The sequence below is a fragment of the Bacillus sp. bc15 genome (genome assembly GCF_900142585.1).
GTDB classification, from domain to species: Bacteria; Bacillota; Bacilli; order Bacillales; family Bacillaceae_G; genus Bacillus_A; species Bacillus_A cereus.
The window spans coordinates 603,603-625,893 of the sequence record NZ_FRBJ01000001.1 but is presented as its reverse complement, the minus strand read 5'-3'; the positions used below and the strand labels follow the sequence as shown (position 1 = coordinate 625,893).

Here is a 22,291-nt window from a genome sequence, read left to right as displayed (position 1 = left end):
CTACCGGAAGTACTGGGCCTACCGGAAGTACTGGGCCTACCGGAAGTACTGGGTCAATCGTTACAACAAACTCTATGTTCGCTAATAATACATCAGGTGGTCCTGTTTCAGTCATATTAGGAGGAACAAACATTCCACTTTCAAATAACCAAAGTCTTGGTAATTTTACAGTTAACGCTTCAAATGACGTATTTACAATTCCTGTAACTGGAAGATATCATTTAACCTATCAAGTTAATACGACAACCGCTCTACTTGCTGGAACTAGACTACTATTAAACGCTTCTACGCCAATTCCTGGCTCTATTTTTTCTCCCGCTTTATCAACTTCAAATTATAGTAATAATTTAATTACTAATTTAAATGCTGGTAATACAATTTCACTACAATTATTTGGTATATTATCCGTCGTGAATTTAGTTGGAGGTGGATCAACAGGTGCCTCTCTTACAATTATACGAATTGATTAAAAAATGATTCATTCTTTTTATAATAAACAATCTAAATACTCAATTGATAAATATTACGATAGTGATTAAGTAATAAAAATAAATTGTACTATATCCATAGTAGAAAACATCTATACTAAATTTTCCGTATATATATTATCAATTTACACTTCCCCCATGTCGATGTTACATTAAAGATGAAGATCGTTTCTTCTTTACAGACCATCTCAATATGTATTTGAGGAACATCTCCAATCCTATACGCGAGAGCAATACTATATTGACACTCAATTGAGTGTCTTTTTTTATATTCAAAAAAATAAAACCATCTCTTATAGATGGTTTTAACAATACACATTTATTTTTACTCTTTATATTATTGCCAGCTTATAAAGCTGGATAATAAATAGTCATACTTAACCGAGTTAATGTTTTTCCTGAATTAGTATAAGTATGCGGTCTATCCGCCTTAAAGCGAATTGAGTCTCCATTATTTAACGTATATTGACAATCATTTATGTCAATTGTCAATTTCCCTTCAAATACCGTTATAAACTCTTCTGTTCCTTCTTTATGCGCTTCTGAACTTAATTTCCCTTCTGTATCAATTTCAACCATATAGATTTCAAAATTCCTATCATCTTGGAAAGGAAATGAGGGATACACCTTATATCTCCCATTGTCTTCAGACAATACTTGAACATCATTTCGTAAAACTACTTTCGTATCAGGCTGTGGATTATTAATTAAAGAGGTAAATGATACTTTCAAACCATTAGCAATTTTCCATATTGTTGTTAGTGTCGGGCTTGAATCTCCTCTTTCTATCTGTCCAATCATTGTTTTACTTACACCTGTTAATTGAGAGACCTTTTCTAAACTTAATTTTTCTTTTTCACGTATTGATTTTAAATTTTTTGCCAGAATAAGTTGAATTTCTTCCATAAAAAACACTCCTACACTGTATACAATATAACGACCGTTATGTATAATAAAAAGCACACGTTATATTGTTCTTTTTGGTCATTATAACACACAAAAAATAGGGGGTTTTGAAATGCCTATATTTTCTTTTTTGTTATTTGTATTTATAAGTAGCTTCACACCTGGTCCCAACAATTTCTTAGCTATGACATACGCAAATCAACATGGATTAAAGAAAAGCATAAACTTTTGCTTCGGAGTAGCTTTTGGTTTTTTCATCCTCACTTCTTTATGTAGTTTTTTTAATATTGTATTAATTAATATTATCCCTTTAATTGAATTTCCTTTAAAAATTTTAGGTGTCGCGTATATGCTATATTTAGCCTTTAAAATAATTACTAGTAAAGGCGGTGCAGATCACAATGAAAAAAATAATAAAAACTTATTTACAGTGGGTATTTTCATTCAATTTGTTAATCCAAAAGGAATATTATTCGGACTCACAGTAGTCTCTACTTTTATACTCCCCTACTACAATTCATATTCAAGTTTTCTGCTTTTCTCATTATTTCTAGGTATAGTCGGTTTACTGAGTACATTTAGTTGGAGTTTATTTGGTTCAATATTCCAAAAATTATTAGTAAAACATAACCAATTATTCAACATGATTATGGCTGTTTTATTAGTTTTCAGTGCCGTTTCAATCGTTATACACTAATTCGATGCTCATTTTAGATTTTGTACTTTTTAATACCACTCTTTATCAATCAGACTACTTTATATACTAATCCATCCACATACCCTATGTGGTTTAAAACTTTTAAGAGGAAACCTTCTAACAATAGGTTTCCTTCCATATCATATTAAATAAGAAGCAGGTTAAATACGGAGGTGATTTTGATTAAGACTACTTTAATTTCTCATTTTTACAATGAAGAATATTTACTTCCATGGTGGTTAATGCACCATACAAAGCTATTTGATCATGGCATTCTTATTAATCGTGGATCCACTGATCGTTCAGTTGAAATCTGTAAAACATTCGCTCCTAATTGGGAAATACGAAACTCAAAATCACTCGAATTTGATGCTTATTTAGTTGATCAAGAAGTTATGGAAATTGAAAGAGAAATTCCAGGATGGAAAATGGTATTGAATACGACAGAATTCCTGTGCTGTTATAATAAAGAACAATTTTTTAAATCACTTAGCACTATGGGCGGCAATATGTTTTCAATAAGAATGATTATGATGATTGATGAACCGACTTATGGCTACACTAATCCAAGATATAGTTCTCCGCTTGTTAAACAACGTTATCACGGCATAATAATTCAACCTAATCCAAATCAACTATATCTTAACGGTAGATTAATTCACAATAATTCGCACGGGAACTATAGAGTCGGGAGACATGGTTCGCATTATCCTTATAGCATTTACATGGAACCTGCTTTTATTTTTAAATTTTTTTACAGTCCATGGAACGATCCAATGAAAAAACGAAAATTACAAATTGGGCCGACTCTTTCTCAACATAGTGTACGACGTGGATTAGGTTCTCATCACTTAACAACAATTGAAAAATTAGAAAAAAAATACAAATACTATGCAACCTTAACTACGGATCTCCGGTTATTCCCAGAATACCAAATTATATTTCCTGATCTTTGTCCTTAATGTCATGAATATTTAGTTTCGACATCTATCCGTTTTTTATTAACATACCAACTCCAACTAAATACTTTTCTCTAGTAGAAATCTGAGCTAGGACGCTTGCAGCACGCAAATTCCTCTTATTTAATCTCGTATCACTAGCCTATAATCTTTCATACCATTTCATTAAGCACTTGATGTTGGATCAGAAATAAAAAATCGTAATTCATTTGGAAAATTTTCAATTTCAGATTATATACCTTCTAAAACAAAAAATTCAAACAATAGAACCTAAACTAATGTTTGAATTTTTTGTTTTATTTTTTTCTCATTATTCACTTTAAAATCTTTTTATAATAATATTGAAAAATACGGTATAATATAAATTACTGTTCTTTAGGAGGATCACAATGGCTGATAAGTATAAATTTTTTATTCTCATTGTTACCGCATTTTTTTCATTCTTTTCTTTAATAAAAGATTTCCGCAACACTTCAAAAAGTTTCTTTTGGGGTAGTTTTATCATTCTTACAAGCTTCATGATACTATTAATACATGCTCTAGATTTAACTCAAATACTTTTTTATCCAAAGCAAATTGCGCTTGAATTTATTACAATACCACGTAAATTATTTCTACCATCTGTCACTGAGGCCGCCAGTTTCCCTCCAACACTAAGATAATAATTTGATTAAGAGCTCTTTCTAAAAGAGCTCTCTTTTTTAACATAAACATACCATATACAAAATCCAACCTTAACCACTTAATTACTTATAAGAACCTAACTTATAAAACGCATAATAATTATACTTATTTACTAGTATACAAGCCGTATCTCTTAGTAGAAGCACAGCATAATATACGATACAGGACAAAACTTTCAAAAAACTTGTCTAAGTTAATTCTCAAAAAGGGGTGAATATAAATGCCTATCGTTAAACCTTTTATAGCCGGAAGACGATTTGTAAGTACAGCCGCAACAGGAACTGCTGCTGGTGCAGATTTAACTTTTGCTAACACAGACTTCACTGATGACACTGGTGCTGTAACAACATTCCCTGCTTCTTATGCCTTTTTAACACTTTATATTAATGGTGTTATTCAAACAGGTGATACTATTACTGGTGTGACTACTACAGCTGCTACTATTGTAGGAGGAGCAGTCCTAGATGGAGGCACTCCTATCGCAATTGAATTTACTATAACGTAAATTTAGTTGTCTTTTTAGAGGTTTCATTGAAAGAAACCTCTAATTTTAAAAATTCACATCAATTTTAGTAGCAACTACATAATACAGTGCACATACTAGATAGAATGATAGAATTTTATACTCACTCTCAAAAAGAGCACTTATCTATAGCGATCTTTTATATAGCGCAATAATTTTTCGCCTATTTGCTCTTGGAGAACCGACTAAGCAGTTAGTTAAATTAGCTAACTGCTTTTTCCATATAGTATTTATTATTTCATAGCTTTATCCGTAATAGTAACGCTTGTGCACTATCTACTATAAATTTTCATATATTGTATTATGCTTGTCCAAAACGTGAAGTTAATACTCACGAAATCTAAATACAAGAAAGGAGTGAAAATATGCGCTCATCCATTCGTAAATTCACTAATTTTAATTGTGAAGCACAAGCACCTAGTACACTACCTGCCCTAGGTTTTGCCTTCAATGCTACTTCACCTCAATTTGCAACATTATTTACACCACTACTATTACCTAGTACAGGCCCAAATCCTAACATTACTGTCCCTGTAATCAATGATACAATTAGTACTGGAACTGGTATTAAAATTCAAGTAGCTGGTATTTATCAAATTAGCTATACATTAACGATTAGTCTTGATAACGTTCCAGTAGCCCCAGAAGCAGCACGCTTTTTCTTGACATTAAATTCATCGACTAATGTTATTGCAGGATCCGGAACCGCAGTCCGTTCTAATATTATCGGAACTGGTGAAGTTGATGTATCAAGTGGTGTCATTCTAATTAACTTAAACCCTGGTGATTTAATTCAAATTGTCCCCGTTGAAGTAATAGGTACAGTAGATATTCGTTCTGCAGCGTTAACAGTTTCGCAAATTCGTTAATAAAGTGAAACTTTAATCAGCCCTCACCAATCGGGCTTTTACGGGCAGTCCGGCCCCCACCTAACTTCTTTGCTTCCGCTGAATTTTAAGGTGGGGGTCTTACTGCCCGGCAAATAGCAGGATAAAAACAAAAGACTTGGCTAATTAACATTTATTGTTCCTTATACACAATATCTTTTTATAGATTTGACACACATTTATATTAAACAAGCATATTTTATTGTATGACTATATAGTCATACAAATCTAAAGCGTTCATAAAAGCACACTTATATGTGTGCTTTATTTTTAATTAAAACCTACAACATTCTCACACAATATCCATATATTATCTTGATTCCTCTCTAAATATATGGTTTGTCTCAGAGCGCTATTAACAGCGCTCTTTTTATTTAAACTCCGATTTTTAAAGTTCGATTTTATGATTTACGTTATTATACACATGCTACGCTACTTTTGAAACAAGATATACATCTAAAGACTGTAAGTGAATACTTCAGTTATAAAGATATGTTCATAACATTAAATCGCTATTCACATGTTTTGCCTGGAATACAGGAGGATGCTGTTAAAATATGTAGTGAAAGACCATTTGGATAGTAATATTTGTAAATATAAAAAATGCGGTTTCTCCTCTCAAGAGAAACCGCAACATATCAATGCTTTTACTATATTTTAAACTGACTCGTATACAAATCAAAATAGAATCCTTTATCTTTCATAAGAGATTCGTGATCCCCTCTTTCTAAAATTCTTCCATCCTTTATAACAAGAATTTGATCTGCTTTTTCAATTGTTTTAAGTCGATGAGCGATCACAAAACTTGTGCGACCTCTCATTAAATTATTTAGTCCTGCTTGTATTTGTAATTCTGTTCTTGTGTCAATATTAGATGTCGCTTCATCGAGAATTAATATATCTGCATCTGCTAAAATTGCTCGTGCAATCGCAAGAAGTTGTTTTTGTCCTTGACTTAAATTCGATCCTTCTGAAGCAATTTCTGTTTCATATTGATTTGGCAAATGCTTAATAAAAGAATGTGCAGATGCTGCCTTAGCTGCAGTGATAACTTCTTCATCAGTAGCATCTAAGCGTCCATAACGGATATTATCCATAATCGAACCAGCAAATAAATACGTATCCTGTAAAACTACTCCTATTTTACTTCGTAAAGAATTAATATCATAATCTTTTATATCTTTTCCATCAATATGAATTTGTCCTTGCTGTATATCGTAAAAGCGAGTTAACAAATTAATGATTGTTGTTTTCCCTGATCCAGTCGGGCCAACTAAAGCAATTGTCTCTCCTGGCTGCGCTTTAAGACTCACTTCTTTTAAAATCGTTTTATTTTCTGCATAGCCAAATGAAACATTCTCAAGTGCAACATGCCCTTGTAAATTTTGTACAACAAATGCATCTTTTTTATTTTGAATTTCTGGTACCTCATCCATAATCTCAAAAACACGTTCTCCACCAGCAACTGCCGCTTGAATTGTATTCATTAAAGTCGCAAATTGACTTAACGGTCTTGAGAATTGACGAGAATAATTAATAAAAGCCGCAATAACACCTACTGTTGTCATTCCGTTTAAGACCATAACTGATCCAGTCCCAATGACAAGCCCCATACCTAAGTTATTAATAAAGTTCATACTTGGAAAAATAAAAGCTGAAAATGTATCAGCCTTCGTAGCTGAAACTCTTAGCTGTTCATTAATTTTATTGAAATTTTGTACAGTTTCTTTTTCTTTTCCATACAACGTCGTAACATCCGCACCTGTAATTGCTTCCTCAATAAATCCATTTAATTCACCTAAATCTTTTTGACGCTTCGCAAAGTTTTTACCACTATATGCAACTAGTTTTTTTGTAACGTAAAACATAATAGGTACTGTAATTAAAGTTACAATTGCTAAAATCCAATTTAAGGCGAACATCGCAATCGTTACACCTATAAAAGTTAACGCTGATGAAATAATTTGTACAACACTTTGTGTCAAAGCTTGATTCAAATTATCTATATCATTTGTCACACGGCTCATTAAATCACCTTGAGAACGCACATCAAAGAACCGTAAAGAAAGCGTTTGGATTTTCTCAAAAATATCTTGTCGTATTTTTTGAATTGTTTTTAATGCAACGTTAATCATGACAAATGTTTGTAACCATGTTAAAAGTACAGTTACACCGTAAATCGCGATAAGTAACATACACATTCTTGCTGTACCACTTAAATCTTTCGGTACAATATATTGATCTATAATGACTCCCATAAAATAGGGACCTAATAATCCAAGTAAAGTAGTAACAACGACTAGAAATATAACAAACATTAGAGCAGCTTTTTGATAGCCCATATAGTTCCATATCCGCATTACAGTTCCTTGGGCATTTTTAGCTTTTCCCATCTTTGGTGTGTTTCGTCCACCTTTATTAGCAAATTGCCCTTGAAAATTACGCATGTTCTTCCCCACCTTCTTTATGCAAATTACCACCTTGGGAAAGATAAATTTCCTGATAAACCTCACTTTGTTCTAACAATTGTTCATGTGTACCATTGCCAACTAATTCACCATTATCTAATACAAGTATTTTATCCGCATCCATTATGGAAGAAATTTTAGACGCAATTAATAAAGTCGTTGTGCCTTTATATTTTGTTTTTAAAGCTGTTTGAATAGTAGCCTCTGATTTTGCATCAACTGCTGATGTAGAATCATCTAATATGAGAATCGGTGGTTTTCTCACAAGTGCCCTCGCAATTGATACACGTTGTTTTTGTCCACCTGATAGATTTGTCGCACCTTGTGTTAAATTATATTGATAAGATTCTTCCAGCTTATTAATAAACTCAGTCGCACAAGCTGATGCAGCTGCTACTTCCAGCTCATCATGTGTTGCATTTTCTTTACCATAACGTAAATTCTCTTCTATACTACCTGAGAACAACAAAGCCTTCTGAGGTACAAACCCTATTGAAGCACGGAGTTTTTGCAAATCATATGTTTTAACATCTATTCCATCTATACATATTTCACCTTGATCCACATCATATAGACGTGGTAACAGTTTCGCTAAGGTAGATTTACCACTTCCAGTTGATCCAATAATCCCTACTTTTTCACCTTTTTGTATGCTAAACGAAATATCTTTTAAAACGTATTCATTATTTTTCGTATAGCTATAACTAACATTTTTAAATTCGATATTCCCCTCGATTTTCTCAGGTTCGATTGCATTCGCTTCGCTTATAATATCAACCTCGGTATTTAACACTTGCTGTACACGATCCGCAGATGGAAAAGCTCGCGCAATTTGAATAAATACCATGCTAATCGACATAAGTGACATTAAAATGATATTCAAGTAATTAATAAATGCCAAAATCGCTCCTACTTGAAGCGTTCCATCGAATACTTTTTCTCCACCAATCCATAATGTTGCGACAATCCCGCCACTTACAACTAGCATAATGATTGGCATCATTAAAGAAATAAGTTGCACAGCTCGAATATTTATCTTCGTTAAATTTGTATTTACACTTCCAAATTGAGCGATTTCGTATTTTTGTCTTACATACGCTTTTATAACACGCACACCAGATAAATTTTCTTGTAACTTTGTATTCACTTTGTCCAATGCCTCTTGCACCTTTTTAAATGTACCACTTGCTTTACTTGCAATTAAAATAATCGCAAGTAATAAAATCGGAACAACTACAAGTAATATTGGAAATAACTCTCGCGCTGTTACAAAAACAATAATTATACTTCCGATAAATAACAGCGGACCACGAACGAGAACACGTAATGTCATCGTCATTGCCGATTGAATGGAAGTGATATCATTCGTCACGATCGTTAATAATTTACCTGTTCCAAATGAATCACGATTATTACTAGAAAATGTTTCTATTTTCGCAAACACATCTTTTCGTATGTCTGTAGCGAAATTAACAGCTGCTTTTGTAGAATACATCATACACCCAAGCCCTCCAACTAAACCGAGTGCTGCTGCTCCTATCATAAGAAGCCCCATTTTTATTACATAATTTAAATCCCGATTTGCAATCCCAACATCAATGATATGTTGCATAATAGTCGGTTGAATTAAGTCCATCGCAACCTCAAGTACCATAAATAGCGGCCCAATAATAGCGAAGAACATGTATGGTTTTAAATACTGTAATAACTTACGAAATGATTTCATACATAATCTCCTTTTCCCATGAAATTACCACTGAATAATTCATATCCCTCCTTATTTAAGGCGATATATTTTGTAATTTCTTCATTACTTCTATTATATTATGTAAATTAATATTTAACATTATTAAATGATAAGTATTAATGACTTTCTGGTCAATAAATGTGCTTTATATTATGTAAATACAAAAACCGCATTCTTAATGAAAAGAATACGGTTTTTCATCTATATTTCTTCAATTGTAAAATGTAAAAACTCAGTCTCAAATCCCTTATTTTTAGAAGGACTACACGTGTAAAAACCTATTTTAACAGGCTCCTTCCCTATATCCTCCATTAAATGAGCGATTCTTATTTGTTCCCATTGATGGCTCTTTTTCACATATATTGTATAATCACCGCTTTTTCGAATAATTCGAAAACGAAGTTGTTGCTTAGCTGCTTCAGTTGGATAATCTTGCGTTGACCAGTCAGAATATCCATTATTCGTTACGACAGCACCTAAGTGAGATGGCCCTTCAGGGATATATTCTAAAGATGTTTTTAGCCAACAGTTCTCCGAAATCATAACAAAAAGACCTGCTTGATCGAATTTTGAATTTGGATTCATACGTAACTGAACTTCCGCTTGAAAGTCTGTCATCATCTCATTATAAAATACATGACCATTCATTACTTCAAAACCATAATGTGTTTTAAGCCAAAAATCAGTTTCTGCTTTCGAACGGACAATAAACGCATGATTATCATTAATTTTATAGTATTCAGGTACATTCATTATAGTGAGTTGCTCAATATGTTCTGGTATATACGATATATTCATAGCTCCTCCATAATAAAGCATTTATATAGACATTTAAAACTCCGCTAATACTGGGAATTTATAACCTTTAAAATCTAACTCTTTATCACTTCGAACCATTAAATACTTGCTAGACTGTACTTCTGTAAACTGTACATCCTCAACCCCTAATTGATCTGGAGAAAAATAAAATTCGATTTCAGTAAACCTTTCATTGATTTCTCCACATAATTCATCTAAAACCGGAAGTACTGGCGCAAATACTCCAAATAATTTCAACTTTTCATTGTCTACTTCATAAACGATTAGAGCATCTAGTTTCTCTGAATAATACAATTTCTCATTCCATTCCGAATCATACATATTCAAATAAAATGAAGGATGGAAGTTTAAAGTTGAAAAACTATTTGAAAGTCTTTGGCTACTATCAATAATTTCATGTATTAACTGTCTATTCTCTATATTATAGAAATTTAACTTTTTAAGTAGTGAATCGTTATTATTAATATTTTTATCATATGGTATAGTCATCAAATATTCCTGCACAACTTTAAACCCAAATGCTGTATATAGTTCAGGTTTTTCCGTAAACAATAATGCACATTCACATTTCTTATCGATTTCTTCTATCATTTTATCCATTAATTGTGTCATTAGCCCTTGTCTACGAAAATTAGGGTGTGTCATGACTGATTGAATACCCGCCGCATTTATTTTTTCACCATTAATTAATAATGGGAGTGAAAATGCAGCAACATTTGCAATCACTTTATCTTCTTGTAAAAATGATAAAGCTTTATATGTATCATCCCAATACCCTTTATCCGAAAAATCATTCAATGTTTGAGTTGTAATTCCAAACACTTCTTCAAATAAAGGAAATAACTGCTCTCTTTTCGGTTCTTCTATTAGAAGACTTACCAATTTTTCAACATTCCCCATGTTGTACCTCCAAATGTTAAATTCCATTAAATTAGATATACTTATATGACCTACTCTTAAAAATAGAGGTCTTACCAATCAATATACTATCATAAAACATAAAAAAAAAGTCTAATTAATTTTATGTTTCGACTATTTGAAAATAAGTCGAATAAAAAAATATTAAGATTTTCGGATATTAATTAGTTTATTTTATAAAAATAGCGCTTTCTAATTAGCTTTTACTAATAGAAATACACTATTTATAATAAAATATTTTTATTCTTTTATCCCTTCAAGTCTTTCCTTCGTATTAATTTCTTCTCCACTTATACGCTTTTCAAAAGACTTTCTCCAACTATTTGAAAGTGCATTTACTTCTAATATCCTTTTTACCCCTTCAATATTTTGTTTTTCCTTATGCATAATACGGTTAGCGAATGCTACTGAAACACCTTTTGGATCAGACTGTAGTCTTTTTAAGGTGTCGACTGATGATACCCATCCTTCTTTTAATACACGAAAATAAAATCCTGTATATCCTGTTTCTTGAAAATATAGTGGTAACTTTGGAATATTATATTTTTTTGCTAATTTAAAACAAGGTTGCCTTGGTTGTGTTACCTGTACGATTGCCTGTCCTAGCTCAAATGTATCACCAATACAAACATCCTCTTCGCTCATACCACTAACTGTTATATTTTCTCCGAAAGCCCCATATACAAGATCTTGATTCAATTCTTTTTCCCAGTATGGATAGTGATCACCAGTATAAACACAAACTGCTTTATCTACTCCTCCATGATGAACTAAGTCAGCTTGTCCATCCCCATTAAATTTTACAAAGGATAAATATACCGGTTCCTTTACTTGTTTCTTATTTATGCCTGTATGAACTACCTTTCCACCGTATGTAACCTCTTTTGGTAATCCTATATTTAAAGATAATAATTGATATTCATTAGCCATTCTATTTCCTCCTTTAAAGGTGTTACATGTATTTTCTCTCAATTAATTTTTACAACCCTCTCTGTTATATAAAAATGATTATAAAACCTCTAAAATCATTGTTCAATTCAATTATTTATATAATAATGATAGGTATAACCTATTATTATACTTGAGGTGATTCCAATCGAATTACGACAACTTGAATACTTTTTAGCTGTTTCAAAAGAATTACATTTCACAAAAGCAGCTGAGAAATTAAATATTTCACAGCCTTCTCTAAGTCAACAAATACGTACATTAGAGCATGAAGTAGGAATGCCACTTTTCGATCGAATTGGTAAAAAAATATCATTAACTGAAGCAGGGAAGATTTTATTATCACATAGTAAAACCATTTTTCATGAAGTCGAACAAGCTCGTTCAGCTATTCAAGACCTAAACGGATTACAGCAAGGTTCCTTAACAATAGGGGCTTTGTTAACCGTCGTAAATTATTTACTACCAACAGCTATTTTAAATTTTAATAATTTATATCCTAATATAGAGCTTTCTGTATTAGGGCTTCGTACAGGAGATATTCGTGAAAAATTATTACGAAACGAACTAGATATTGGAATTACATTTCTCCCGGTGCAAGATAAAGAGATTATCTCCATCCCTCTATACAAAAGCGATCTTACATTGGTCGTGCCCACTGGTCATCGATTAGCTGAACGTAATCATGTATCTATTGCTGAATTACAGAACTACCCTTTAATTCTTTTGCCTAAAAATTTCTTTTTAACCGAACTAATTACATCTCATTGTCAAAAGTTAAACTTTAAACCAAGGCCAATTTTAGAAATTAGTACGATGGAATCTTTAATCCAAATGGTTTCCAAAGGAATGGGAATTACAGTGTTATCCAAACCATATATAGACTTTTTACAAAATAAAAACATTCAAGCTATTAAAATAGAAAACCCTACTCCAATAATTGAAATAGGGCTAATTTATAGAAAAGATAAATATATGTGTGCTGCAACTCGAGAATTTATTGAGCAACTAAAAATCACAGTACGTTCTTTCCAAAACTAAACAAAAGAGATTATCCTATGAAACCGTTTCACAACGATCTAGTAGAATAATCTCTTTTCAAAATAAAGTAAACATTATATTTAACTCTTATAAACTTTAATGTACCTTTTTAGATATTGGAATATATTTAGTAAAATATGCACCAACTAGCCATAATACAATTGAAAATAACCATGTAAAAGCACCGCCAAAATGAAACCAATATGCAAACATATTTAAGATTGCAAGTGAAAAGAAGCAAATAGAAGTTACCGCACTTTTCAATCCTTTTATCCCAGACTTTTTTCTCTTTTGATAAGCAATATACATCGCAATAACAAGAAAAAAGATAAGAACAAATGGTAACATAACTTTTAGTATTGATAATCCCTCCAGTATAAATGCACTCTTTACATCACCATCTTATCCCATTTATCTTTTAGGTATCAATTCATTCTTATCTTCCTTCCAAAAGTCAGTATAAGTTTTATTTTTAAAGTTCACGTTCACCTCAGAAAACGGCATATTTCCTCCAACTTTCAATGAATACCAGTCGTTTAAAAGTGGTGATCCGAAACAAATCTTCATTGTACGATCATGTAAATCGAATAATACAGAATGTAAAGTTCCAAACCATTCTTCATAGTTATGCACAGTAAGTCCAGCAGGATATTCTTCTTCTACTAACTTTTTTAAAGACTCTATGCTTACTTGTTCACATCTATTTAAATGCTCATGTAAAAGGTGATATCTCTTTGTTGATTGTTCTAATTTCCTATTATTTAATTTCTGAATTGATGAACTAACTGCATGGTTTGTTGATACAATAAAAGCTTGTTTTTCACCATCAATCGTTATTGTGGATTTATGACCGTCAAATATTTCAATATATGCTGCATTTAAAGGATCAGCTATTATTAAATTAATATTACTAGCAATTGGGATTTCTTCTATTAGTAACTTAGCTTCCTGCACATTTTTACATTTCTCCAACAACAATCGAATTACCGCAAAACATTGTAAACCACTCACCATTGGCTTTCTTAAACCTGCAATATTTCCTACTGGTTGACCACATGCTGAAAATGTAACAGCTAATCCATGCTCATTTATCCCTTCCGTTCGGCCAAGATATTGAGTAGAAAAGCCACTATGTGCATACGCACCTTCAACATGAGTTGAACAAAAACGCATATCATCTATTACTGGTGACAAATCATAATTCCTTAATACATATGTGTGCTCTAAATCGGTCTTTTTAGGTAATACTGCACAATGACTACAACCTGCTTTCAATAGTGTTTGATAGTAATACATCATATTTTTTGAAGGAATTTTTAACACTTCACAAAACCCCTCAATTTCTTCATTTATGCCTGGACAATGTTTGTTTAGTATATTTCTCGATTCTGTCCAATGGTTATTAGATATTACATTTTCTTCGTGTATAAATTGCGGGATAAGATACGGATTTTGTTTCACGAATTCCCCTTGTTGCTTTCCAATCTCATAATAACTTCCTTTTAATGATGAAAAATACCCCTTTACTTGATACATCAAACTCCCCCTCACATTGGATATATCCATATCGTACCAAATGGATTTCATTCATCCTTGATGTTTTTTACTATCTTTCTTTAACACCATCCCATTTTAATATCTCCACTAATAATTATTTACTAGACAATTAAAGTTTTGTTAATATTGCTGTAATAGCTTTATTTCAAAATAAAGTAGTTTGGATATCAAATGAGCAAAATACTTTGTTAAACCCACTTATAAGCAATCATCTAATTCATGAAATCAAAAAACTTATTTATCAAAATAAAAGGAGAATTTATGTATGAGTAGTTGCAAACCAATTGATAAATTAACTATTGAGGACCTAAAACAAAACCCCATTTGGGAATGGGCAATAGATGAAGAGGAAAACGAAGAACATGACGAAACATGGGTAAAACCAGCGGCAACTACTAATTTTACAGAAGAATTAAACGGTTCAATCGTACTAGGCGAATTATTCTTACATAATGGTGAAAAATTCCCTATGATGTGTGAAATTGATATTGAAGGTGACGAGGCCGTAATTCGTTCTGTTGTTTATTATAAGGAAGCAAAAAATGAGTATATTGCTATAGAAGATATTGTGAAAACGGTCGAAATGCCGTTATCGATTATTATTAATCTTACAATTCATGCAGAATCCAAAACCTTACGCTTCACTGCACATAAAATAGATATTTATAAAAATTCAATAACGACTAATTTTAATTAAAGTTGGCCGAAATAAAGAAAACAATTATGAAATACAAACTGGGGAATCATTAACGATTCCCCAGTTTTTTAAACTATATTAAAGTATCCCCTTTTCCACTAAAGTCTCTGCGATTTGAACTGAATTCCAAGCCGCACCTTTTAATAGGTTATCGGAAACAATCCAGAGGTGAAATCCGTTTGGCGTATCAGGATCTTTACGTATTCTTCCGACAAATGTATCTATTTTCCCTTCTGCATATAATGGCATTGGATACAGCTGTTCACTAGGGTTATCCTGCAAAATAACACCTGGTGCATCCATTAGTATTTCCTTGATTTCCGCAACGCTTGCTTCTTTTTCCAGTTCTATATAAACCGATTCTGAATGCCCCGATACAACTGGAACACGTACACAAGTAGCTGCCATTTTCAGGTTTTCATCTTCTAATATTTTCTTCGTTTCTTGAATCATTTTGACTTCTTCAAAAGTAAAATCATTGTCTGTAAATACATCTACTTGAGGCAGTACATTAAATGCTATTGGATAATGTTTTTTATCTTTTTTCACCGGTAATATATCACTCTTCACTTCTTCACCTGCAAGTATAGACTTAGCCTGCTCTCGTAATTCATGAATCGCATGAATGCCAGAACCCGATACAGCTTGATATGTTGAAACGATAATTCTTTCTAAACCAAATGATTTTCGAATCGGCTGAAGTGCTGTTACCATCTGTAATGCTGAACAATTTGGAACTGCAATGATACCTTTATGCTGTTTTAAAGTGTGCGCATTCACTTCCGGAACAACGAGCGGTACACCTTGTGCCATTCGGTACTCACTTGTGTTATCAATTACAATCGCACCACTAGAAACTGCATGAGTTACAAATTGTCTAGATACTTCTCCCCCAGCGCTAAAAAAGGCAATATCTACACCTTCAAAGCTAGTTGTTTTTGCCTCTTGTATAATTATCTCTCGTCCTTTGAATCTTACTTTCTTACCAGCGGATCGTTTTGACGAAAGCAATGTAACTTCAACTATATTAAACTTCATTTCATTCTCTAACAGTTCAATAATTTTTTGCCCTACCGCACCTGTAGCCCCAACAACAGCTACATGATAGCCCTTTTTGATCATCTTTTCTCCTCCAATATCACCTGAATGAATATTTCTACAATTTCATTTTATACAGAATTTAATCATTTGGAAAATTAAAATACATGATATAATCATTCACAAATCATGATAATAAAAGAGGGATCGCTTATGGAAATGAGACATGTTAAAACATTTTGCGCCATTGTGAAGTATGGTAATTTTTCTAAAGCTGCGCACGCGCTAGGTTATGCGCAACCTACTGTTACAGCACATATGAAAGCTTTAGAGAACGATTTACATATTCCTCTTTTCGATCGGTTAGGGAAAAAAGTGCTACTTACAAAAGCAGGTCATCAATTTCATCCTTATGCATTAGAATTACTTTCAATATATGAAAAAGCGCAAGAAATCCCCCAAAATACAGATTATTTAGAAGGTACATTAAGTATTACATCTAATGAATCATTAGCGGTATACCGATTACCACAATTATTACGTACTTACAAACAGAAAAATCCGAAAGTAAATATCGTACTTGAAACAAACACAAATGAACAAGCATTACAAAAATTACGTGAAGGAGAAACAGACGTTGTCTTCATAATTGGAGAAAGTATAGAACATAATGATTTTATTACGCGTACTTTTAGTAATGAAACATTTGGATGGATTTTACCAGCTTATTCCGCTGCACATACAAATCCATTCCAGTTATTACAGGAAACTCAGTTCATTTTTACAGAACAAAGTTGCGGCTATAGGACAATGGTAGATCGTTTTTTACGTCAAAGCGGAAATATTCCAGCTAAAACATTTGAAACTTCCAATGTTGAAGTCATTAAACAATCCGTCATGTGTGAGTTAGGCATTTCAATTCTTCCTTATATCGTTGTACAGGAAAGTTGTCAAAAAGAACAACTATGTTTTCAGCCTATCGAAACTCCATCCGTTATTCAAAGTCATGTAATCTATCATAAATCCAGATGGATTTCCCCGGTGTTACAGTCGTTTCTTTCCTTACTTGAACGAGATTAAGATATTAAGAAGTACATATAAAAAGAGTAATTGCCTAATAAGCAATTACTCTCTTACATTAATTAGTATATTATTTATTAGTCTGTCCGCCACCTGCAATTAATTTACTCCCTGAATATGTACCTTTGTTCATAAACACTTGATTAATTAATTCTTTTTGCTCAGCTTCCGACATTACTCCTTTTCCTTCTCCTAAATTCCCACTTTGTAATTTCCAAATCTTATTGTGATCTGCATCAACTTTTTCATATTTTCCTTGTTTCCATCGTTCTAAAATTTCTACATATGTACTTCCCTGTACAAGATCATTACTCTTTACAATATCAATTAAGCTTTCAATCCGCTCTTGTGTAATAAAAATATAGCCCCATTTTTGATCAGCTTTCGCTTTTTGATGTGCCATTTCATGTAATGCTGTCTGTATGTTCTCATCTGTCCATTTAAAATTTTTATTAAAACCACTATTCGGCAATGAATAATTGCCATTTTCTAAAAGCTTTGCATTTTCTGCTTTTACGTTACTATCAGCTAGTACTTCTACTGCTGGAGCAGCTGGTGATGCCTTTTTCGCAGCTGTTTTACTATTATTTAAATAATGCAGCATACCATATGTTAAACCTACTCCGATTACCGCCATACCAGCTAGAATACCGATTATTTTAAATAGTGTTTTCATCGCGCTTGTTTCCTCCCAAATATCTCTGTTCTGACTACCTAATTATTTTTTATATAAAAACTGTTACTTCATTTAAAATATCGCATCCCATCCCCTATCATATTATTTATATATACTTTCTCATATTGTATTTCTTTTTCTTTAAAATTGAAAGATTATTCTGTTAAATATTGAAAGTATTCTACAAATTTTTCCTTTATATTTATAAAGAAGCAAAAAAACAACGAGCGCGTTCTACAACACTCGTTGTTTTTACTTTATGCACGATTTTCTTTTAACCACTTCGTAATAGCATCTAACCTCGAAACATCAAAACGTCTTTCTTCACAAACATTTAAACTGTTTAAATTATTTACAATTTCTATTTCATTCGATTTTACACTTTTCGCCTCAATTAATTTACAATACCCATCTGTAACAGTATTTAAATTTTCATAATAACGCTGAAACGATTTTGATATATGTAAATGTTTTTCAAAGTTTCTCCTTCTTTTCGTTTCATCATATACTTTCCGCTTTCTAAGTTCTTCATCGTTCGTATATAAATAAAAATATTGATCCGGAAAACCAATTTCCCTATTTACCATCTTTTCTTTATAAAAATTTTCTATTAAAGATAATGGCTGATTAAATATATCAAAATGAAAACACCAATTATAACTAAGTGGTTGATATATATCCCCATCAAGTATTACGAATTCATATTGCTCCGACTTCTGAACAGCTATATTCCAACGCTCAACTTGTTTTTCAAAATACCATGTTCTATGTTCATTTTTTGGCCTTTCAAATAAAGAATTCACTTCAGGTATTATATAAGCACCATAATTCTTTTCTAATTCACGGCACGTGGTACTTTTACCAACAGCGCTTGCTCCCTCAAATGCTATTATCCCCATAGTTTCTCCCTCTTTCATTAACTAAAATTTCGTTGTTTCACTTTTCTTCCCCATAACTTTCTCCATAAAACAATTGAAGCAATAGCGAGCATGATTGTTGTAATGATACTACCTTCAATTCCGAACGTGCCTCCATGAAGGAATTCGGGGCCATTTGTTGCAGGTTTAAATAGCGGAGTTGAATATATAGTCATCCCGCTAACTGCAAAACCGTAGACGTTATATTGTGCCCAATTCCAAATGGAATGCCATGCGCAAATCCCCCACAGACTACTGTCTTCTAAAACGTAAAAAGCTGCAAATACACCAACTAATATTATATTCGATATTGAAAGAATTGTAATACCTGGATTAAGTAAATGAAGAAAACCAAATAAGAAAGATGTCACAACAATCCCAACCCATATACGACTTCTAACAGAAAGAACCGGGAATAACCAACCTCGTACAATAATTTCTTCCGTTGCCCCTTGTATTAAAAATGCAACTAAAGAACCTACAATACCCAATATAGCGGTTACTGTAATTTTTTGTATTTGTAATGTTACAACTCCTGCTAATAGGAGTAAAATTACTGGTATTGAAATGAAAACAAATCCTATTAATGTACCTCTCAAATATTTTCTTATCCATTGATTTCTCCAAAAACCAATGGATGAAAATGATCTTTTCTCTACAAATCTAATCCATAAAAACACAAAAAATATTGCGCCGCCAAACGTTAATATCATCTCAATGTCGCTATAAATCGCCTTCATAAAAGTTGTTTCTGCTTTCGGTAAAATCAGCATAAACAACATAAATAATTCACCTAAAGTTAAAAATATAATCGCGAGTATGACAGCAAAAACAGGATGAACTTTTCTTCTTCCTTCTTTTGCTGCTTCAATTATTTTAAATTGTTTATTTTGCAATATTCTATCCTCCTAATTATGGTACTCATCAGCAATATTAAAATAATATTTAGCCTTTTATTTAAATTTATTTTTTCATATAAATGATTTTTGTTTGGAATAAATTCAAATTAGGAATAATATATAAATAAAAGAGATGCCTTTGTGCCTTTACTATTATCACCCAGATTAGTCAGTGGTATTACCAGCACTTGCTATTTCCCACCATTTGTTGTAAGATAGTAATTAAGGTCAATTTAACACTATATTTTCTTTGCATATTATCAAGTATCAATCAGGGACATTTTGTACTCCTTATGGGTTTTTGATAATATGTGAACTTTTATTTTCATTCAAATAAGGCCGATCATATTGTAATTTTTCTACTTTTAGGAGGCATTACCATGACATTAACAGGTAAAGTAAAATGGTTTAACAGCGAAAAAGGTTTCGGTTTCATCGAAGTTGCAGACGGTAACGACGTATTCGTTCACTTCTCAGCTATCACTGGCGACGGCTTCAAGTCTCTTGACGAAGGTCAAGAAGTTAGCTTCGAAGTTGAAGAAGGTAACCGCGGACCTCAAGCTAAAAACGTTGTAAAGCTATAATTCAAACAATAAAAAGGTTGTTACCAGCAAGGTTAACAACCTTTTTAATATATAACTAAAATTTTTTACATAAAAGGAGTGGTTACATGTATCGCAATCGAAAGAACGATGTAGCAGAAGTACCACCAGAACAAACCCCTGTTTGGGAATGTGAATCAGAGGATTGTTTAGGATGGATGAGAAAGAACTTTTCATTTGAAGAAGAGCCTAAATGCCCTTTATGTAAAAGTAGCATGAAAAGCGGAGAACGTTTATTACCTAAATTAGGTTAATTTATAATAAAAAAAACCTCTTTTAATTAAGAGGTTTTTTTTATTATAAATTTATGTCCTCAATATCAGTTCGCACTATAGAATACAATAATGCATCGTGTTGCTTATTTCCTTGATGAATATATCCGCGCAATAGACCTTCCTTTTGAAAGCCGATTTTAGATAACATTCTACAAGAAGTAACATTTTCAGGATATGTAATAGCTCCAATTCTAAACAAACCCAAATCTTTAAACCCATAATCAATAATTTCTCGAGCCGCTTCTGACGCATAACCATTTCCCCAATAACGAGGATGCAGGTCATATCCAATCTCAGATCGTTTACTCCATAATTGTAAATTGTTTAGTCCAATTGTTCCTATTAAAACGTTCGTTTCTTTTAACACAATTCCCCATCGTATTGCCTTTTTCTCAAAGTAATTTTTCGAAAAAGATTCGATCATACGTGAAGCTTGTCCAAACTCCGTAAAAGAATTCATACCGTAATAACACGTTACTTCATCCAATGAAAAGATTTCATATATTTTTTGACAATAAGATTGTTCTATTTCAACTAAACGTAAGCGTTCTGTTTCTAATATAGGAAATGCCATAGGATCACTCCTTTCTCTCTACTCATTCATTATATCAGAAAAAATATTTATAATTACTAAAGTCCTTATTGTTCCATAAATCAAACATTTCTAATGACGCATTCCCTCTTTATTCTATATACACGAATTGGATACCTTCTGATTACTACTCAAACATTACGCTATAATTTCCATAAATCGAATTTCAAATTATCAAGAACTGTAAAAAAAATTATTTCTTCATTTTCTCCTTCCAAACAACCACCCTACCCCATACATTTATGGTAAAATATAGTTAATATATTATTTTATTGTGGAGGTGTAAATTTCCTATGTATATATTCATCGGCTTATCCCTCTTACTCATATTACTTATTTTTTTATTCGCAAAAAAATTCACACCAAACTCTTTCATGATGACTAACTTTAAAGGTAATAGCTTTAAGACATTTTCAATCGGTATTTTAATCGCTGCCATACTCTCACTTTCATATGGAACTTATCATGCAGTAACATATCAACCTAGTTATTTAGATATTAAATTAAAAAATCAAAACTACACTGTTTTCGGTAATGTAGACGAATTCGGTTATTTCTCCGAAGAATTATTAAAAAAAGATACAGAAGTTCAACTATATTTCGTCTCTTGGAAAAAAATGCAGTTAAAAAATCCGGTAATACTTATAGAATATCCTTCAGGAAAACAAGAAACATGGAAGCCAAATATCGTATTAATACCGATAAGTAAATTACAAGAAAAACATGATATAAAAGATATTTATCAACTATCACCGTATTCATTTAAAGAATCTGGAGAAATAACATTAACAATAAAAGAAAACAATGTAAAAAACAATAAAATTTCCATTCAAATAAAATAAATAAAAACTGTTCCTTCATTTTGCTGAAGGA

At 32.1% G+C, this 22,291-nt stretch carries 25 protein-coding genes; 12 read left to right on the top strand and 13 right to left on the bottom strand.

All coding sequences use genetic code 11. From position 1 onward, the window contains the following. Positions 1–470, top strand: a 470-nt coding sequence (locus BUA87_RS03230) for a BclA C-terminal domain-containing protein (protein WP_072938401.1), incomplete at its 5' end; no start/stop codon positions are given. A 366-nt stretch (positions 471–836) separates the two neighbouring features. Here the strand turns inward: BUA87_RS03230 and BUA87_RS03220 are convergent. Next, positions 837–1,451 carry a helix-turn-helix domain-containing protein gene (locus tag BUA87_RS03220; protein ID WP_072938397.1) on the bottom strand — a complete coding sequence of 205 codons (615 nt, stop codon included), beginning with the start codon at positions 1,449–1,451 and terminating at the stop codon, positions 837–839. Positions 1,452–1,506: 55 nt separating this feature from the next. On the opposite strand from BUA87_RS03220, the gene BUA87_RS03215 reads away from it, so the two are divergent. The 5 genes from BUA87_RS03215 to exsF all read left to right on the top strand — a co-directional run bounded on the left by BUA87_RS03215 (position 1,507) and on the right by exsF (position 5,126). Then, complete coding sequence (locus BUA87_RS03215; RefSeq protein WP_001121266.1) at positions 1,507–2,091, top strand: LysE family translocator; 585 nt, start codon at positions 1,507–1,509, stop codon at positions 2,089–2,091. 179 nt (positions 2,092–2,270) lie between these two features. After that, entirely contained in the window at positions 2,271–3,053 is a 783-nt protein-coding gene (locus tag BUA87_RS03210) for a glycosyltransferase family 2 protein (protein WP_000598282.1), read from the top strand. Positions 3,054–3,439: 386 nt separating this feature from the next. Then, positions 3,440–3,712, top strand: coding sequence for a hypothetical protein (locus tag BUA87_RS03205; RefSeq protein ID WP_000774115.1), 273 nt, complete (start codon positions 3,440–3,442; stop codon positions 3,710–3,712). Positions 3,713–3,954: 242 nt separating this feature from the next. Further along, positions 3,955–4,239 carry a DUF4183 domain-containing protein gene (locus tag BUA87_RS03200; RefSeq protein ID WP_001123247.1) on the top strand — a complete coding sequence of 95 codons (285 nt, stop codon included), beginning with the start codon at positions 3,955–3,957 and terminating at the stop codon, positions 4,237–4,239. A 383-nt stretch (positions 4,240–4,622) separates the two neighbouring features. Next, a complete protein-coding gene (gene exsF / locus BUA87_RS03195) occupies positions 4,623–5,126 on the top strand; it encodes an exosporium protein ExsF (RefSeq protein WP_001257882.1) in 504 nt (167 codons plus the stop codon). 668 nt (positions 5,127–5,794) lie between these two features. On the opposite strand, the gene BUA87_RS03185 is transcribed toward exsF, so the two are convergent. The 5 genes from BUA87_RS03185 to BUA87_RS03165 all read right to left on the bottom strand — a co-directional run bounded on the left by BUA87_RS03185 (position 5,795) and on the right by BUA87_RS03165 (position 12,026). Beyond that, positions 5,795–7,591 (bottom strand): ABC transporter ATP-binding protein, encoded by a 1,797-nt coding sequence (locus tag BUA87_RS03185; protein ID WP_016512862.1) that lies wholly within the window; start codon positions 7,589–7,591, stop codon positions 5,795–5,797. After that, the gene (locus BUA87_RS03180; protein ID WP_000834779.1) at positions 7,584–9,338 is read right to left on the bottom strand and encodes an ABC transporter ATP-binding protein; all 1,755 of its coding nucleotides are present in this window, start codon (positions 9,336–9,338) and stop codon (positions 7,584–7,586) included. Before BUA87_RS03180 ends, BUA87_RS03185 begins: the two co-directional genes overlap by 8 nt. A gap of 222 nt (positions 9,339–9,560) precedes the next feature. Next, a complete protein-coding gene (locus BUA87_RS03175) occupies positions 9,561–10,157 on the bottom strand; it encodes a DUF1349 domain-containing protein (protein WP_001027676.1) in 597 nt (198 codons plus the stop codon). Positions 10,158–10,190: 33 nt separating this feature from the next. Next, positions 10,191–11,078, bottom strand: a complete 888-nt coding sequence (locus tag BUA87_RS03170) for a GNAT family N-acetyltransferase (RefSeq protein ID WP_000528680.1) — start codon at positions 11,076–11,078, stop codon at positions 10,191–10,193. A 258-nt stretch (positions 11,079–11,336) separates the two neighbouring features. Then, the gene (locus tag BUA87_RS03165; RefSeq protein WP_001263003.1) at positions 11,337–12,026 is read right to left on the bottom strand and encodes an MOSC domain-containing protein; all 690 of its coding nucleotides are present in this window, start codon (positions 12,024–12,026) and stop codon (positions 11,337–11,339) included. Positions 12,027–12,182: 156 nt separating this feature from the next. On the opposite strand from BUA87_RS03165, the gene BUA87_RS03160 reads away from it, so the two are divergent. Then, on the top strand, positions 12,183–13,085 hold the full coding sequence (locus tag BUA87_RS03160; protein ID WP_000612255.1) for a LysR family transcriptional regulator: 903 nt from the start codon (positions 12,183–12,185) through the stop codon (positions 13,083–13,085). 96 nt (positions 13,086–13,181) lie between these two features. Here BUA87_RS03160 and BUA87_RS03155 read toward each other — a convergent pair whose 3' ends face one another. Both BUA87_RS03155 and BUA87_RS03150 read right to left on the bottom strand, forming a co-directional pair. Beyond that, entirely contained in the window at positions 13,182–13,433 is a 252-nt protein-coding gene (locus tag BUA87_RS03155) for a hypothetical protein (RefSeq protein WP_072938391.1), read from the bottom strand. A gap of 63 nt (positions 13,434–13,496) precedes the next feature. Then, positions 13,497–14,621 carry a C45 family autoproteolytic acyltransferase/hydrolase gene (locus tag BUA87_RS03150; protein WP_072938388.1) on the bottom strand — a complete coding sequence of 375 codons (1,125 nt, stop codon included), beginning with the start codon at positions 14,619–14,621 and terminating at the stop codon, positions 13,497–13,499. Positions 14,622–14,907: 286 nt separating this feature from the next. On the opposite strand from BUA87_RS03150, the gene BUA87_RS03145 reads away from it, so the two are divergent. Further along, a complete protein-coding gene (locus tag BUA87_RS03145; RefSeq protein WP_072938385.1) occupies positions 14,908–15,339 on the top strand; it encodes a hypothetical protein in 432 nt (143 codons plus the stop codon). Between the two features lie 78 nt (positions 15,340–15,417). On the opposite strand, the gene BUA87_RS03140 is transcribed toward BUA87_RS03145, so the two are convergent. Then, the gene (locus tag BUA87_RS03140; protein ID WP_000591711.1) at positions 15,418–16,461 is read right to left on the bottom strand and encodes an aspartate-semialdehyde dehydrogenase; all 1,044 of its coding nucleotides are present in this window, start codon (positions 16,459–16,461) and stop codon (positions 15,418–15,420) included. 129 nt (positions 16,462–16,590) lie between these two features. Between BUA87_RS03140 and BUA87_RS03135 the strand changes: the two genes are divergently transcribed. Beyond that, a complete protein-coding gene (locus BUA87_RS03135) occupies positions 16,591–17,457 on the top strand; it encodes a LysR family transcriptional regulator (protein ID WP_072938381.1) in 867 nt (288 codons plus the stop codon). A 70-nt stretch (positions 17,458–17,527) separates the two neighbouring features. Here the strand turns inward: BUA87_RS03135 and BUA87_RS03130 are convergent, their stop codons facing one another. The 3 genes from BUA87_RS03130 to BUA87_RS03120 all read right to left on the bottom strand — a co-directional run bounded on the left by BUA87_RS03130 (position 17,528) and on the right by BUA87_RS03120 (position 19,946). Continuing rightward, positions 17,528–18,133, bottom strand: coding sequence for a PRK06770 family protein (locus BUA87_RS03130; RefSeq protein WP_000853595.1), 606 nt, complete (start codon positions 18,131–18,133; stop codon positions 17,528–17,530). A gap of 257 nt (positions 18,134–18,390) precedes the next feature. After that, positions 18,391–19,050: a nucleoside/nucleotide kinase family protein gene (locus BUA87_RS03125; RefSeq protein ID WP_025117739.1), complete on the bottom strand. Its 660-nt coding sequence runs from the start codon at positions 19,048–19,050 to the stop codon at positions 18,391–18,393. Further along, on the bottom strand, positions 19,050–19,946 hold the full coding sequence (locus tag BUA87_RS03120; RefSeq protein ID WP_072938379.1) for a CPBP family intramembrane glutamic endopeptidase: 897 nt from the start codon (positions 19,944–19,946) through the stop codon (positions 19,050–19,052). Before BUA87_RS03120 ends, BUA87_RS03125 begins: the two co-directional genes overlap by 1 nt. A gap of 383 nt (positions 19,947–20,329) precedes the next feature. On the opposite strand from BUA87_RS03120, the gene cspD reads away from it, so the two are divergent. Both cspD and BUA87_RS03110 read left to right on the top strand, forming a co-directional pair. Further along, positions 20,330–20,533: a cold-shock protein CspD gene (gene cspD / locus BUA87_RS03115; protein WP_000176366.1), complete on the top strand. Its 204-nt coding sequence runs from the start codon at positions 20,330–20,332 to the stop codon at positions 20,531–20,533. 86 nt (positions 20,534–20,619) lie between these two features. Further along, positions 20,620–20,805 (top strand): cold-shock protein, encoded by a 186-nt coding sequence (locus BUA87_RS03110; RefSeq protein ID WP_000286203.1) that lies wholly within the window; start codon positions 20,620–20,622, stop codon positions 20,803–20,805. Between the two features lie 43 nt (positions 20,806–20,848). Here the strand turns inward: BUA87_RS03110 and BUA87_RS03105 are convergent, their stop codons facing one another. Further along, the gene (locus BUA87_RS03105) at positions 20,849–21,400 is read right to left on the bottom strand and encodes a GNAT family N-acetyltransferase (RefSeq protein ID WP_000885398.1); all 552 of its coding nucleotides are present in this window, start codon (positions 21,398–21,400) and stop codon (positions 20,849–20,851) included. 311 nt (positions 21,401–21,711) lie between these two features. On the opposite strand from BUA87_RS03105, the gene BUA87_RS03100 reads away from it, so the two are divergent. Continuing rightward, on the top strand, positions 21,712–22,260 hold the full coding sequence (locus BUA87_RS03100; protein WP_000275231.1) for a hypothetical protein: 549 nt from the start codon (positions 21,712–21,714) through the stop codon (positions 22,258–22,260). Positions 22,261–22,291: the final 31 nt, after the last annotated feature.

What these genes read in the sequence shown, in the direction of transcription:
- exsF (WP_001257882.1), top strand. Translation starts at nt 4,623, where the DNA reads ATGCGCTCATCCATTCGTAAATTCACTAATTTTAATTGTGAAGCACAA.
- BUA87_RS03175 (WP_001027676.1), bottom strand. Translation starts at nt 10,157, where the DNA reads ATGAATATATCGTATATACCAGAACATATTGAGCAACTCACTATAATG.
- BUA87_RS03105 (WP_000885398.1), bottom strand. Translation starts at nt 21,400, where the DNA reads ATGGCATTTCCTATATTAGAAACAGAACGCTTACGTTTAGTTGAAATA.
- BUA87_RS03215 (WP_001121266.1), top strand. Translation starts at nt 1,507, where the DNA reads ATGCCTATATTTTCTTTTTTGTTATTTGTATTTATAAGTAGCTTCACA.
- BUA87_RS03200 (WP_001123247.1), top strand. Translation starts at nt 3,955, where the DNA reads ATGCCTATCGTTAAACCTTTTATAGCCGGAAGACGATTTGTAAGTACA.
- cspD (WP_000176366.1), top strand. Translation starts at nt 20,330, where the DNA reads ATGACATTAACAGGTAAAGTAAAATGGTTTAACAGCGAAAAAGGTTTC.
- BUA87_RS03180 (WP_000834779.1), bottom strand. Translation starts at nt 9,338, where the DNA reads ATGAAATCATTTCGTAAGTTATTACAGTATTTAAAACCATACATGTTC.
- BUA87_RS03140 (WP_000591711.1), bottom strand. Translation starts at nt 16,461, where the DNA reads ATGATCAAAAAGGGCTATCATGTAGCTGTTGTTGGGGCTACAGGTGCG.
- BUA87_RS03170 (WP_000528680.1), bottom strand. Translation starts at nt 11,078, where the DNA reads ATGGGGAATGTTGAAAAATTGGTAAGTCTTCTAATAGAAGAACCGAAA.
- BUA87_RS03125 (WP_025117739.1), bottom strand. Translation starts at nt 19,050, where the DNA reads ATGAAAGAGGGAGAAACTATGGGGATAATAGCATTTGAGGGAGCAAGC.
- BUA87_RS03150 (WP_072938388.1), bottom strand. Translation starts at nt 14,621, where the DNA reads ATGTATCAAGTAAAGGGGTATTTTTCATCATTAAAAGGAAGTTATTAT.
- BUA87_RS03130 (WP_000853595.1), bottom strand. Translation starts at nt 18,133, where the DNA reads ATGAAAACACTATTTAAAATAATCGGTATTCTAGCTGGTATGGCGGTA.
- BUA87_RS03155 (WP_072938391.1), bottom strand. Translation starts at nt 13,433, where the DNA reads ATGTTACCATTTGTTCTTATCTTTTTTCTTGTTATTGCGATGTATATT.
- BUA87_RS03110 (WP_000286203.1), top strand. Translation starts at nt 20,620, where the DNA reads ATGTATCGCAATCGAAAGAACGATGTAGCAGAAGTACCACCAGAACAA.
- BUA87_RS03135 (WP_072938381.1), top strand. Translation starts at nt 16,591, where the DNA reads ATGGAAATGAGACATGTTAAAACATTTTGCGCCATTGTGAAGTATGGT.
- BUA87_RS03185 (WP_016512862.1), bottom strand. Translation starts at nt 7,591, where the DNA reads ATGCGTAATTTTCAAGGGCAATTTGCTAATAAAGGTGGACGAAACACA.
- BUA87_RS03145 (WP_072938385.1), top strand. Translation starts at nt 14,908, where the DNA reads ATGAGTAGTTGCAAACCAATTGATAAATTAACTATTGAGGACCTAAAA.
- BUA87_RS03205 (WP_000774115.1), top strand. Translation starts at nt 3,440, where the DNA reads ATGGCTGATAAGTATAAATTTTTTATTCTCATTGTTACCGCATTTTTT.
- BUA87_RS03165 (WP_001263003.1), bottom strand. Translation starts at nt 12,026, where the DNA reads ATGGCTAATGAATATCAATTATTATCTTTAAATATAGGATTACCAAAA.
- BUA87_RS03100 (WP_000275231.1), top strand. Translation starts at nt 21,712, where the DNA reads ATGTATATATTCATCGGCTTATCCCTCTTACTCATATTACTTATTTTT.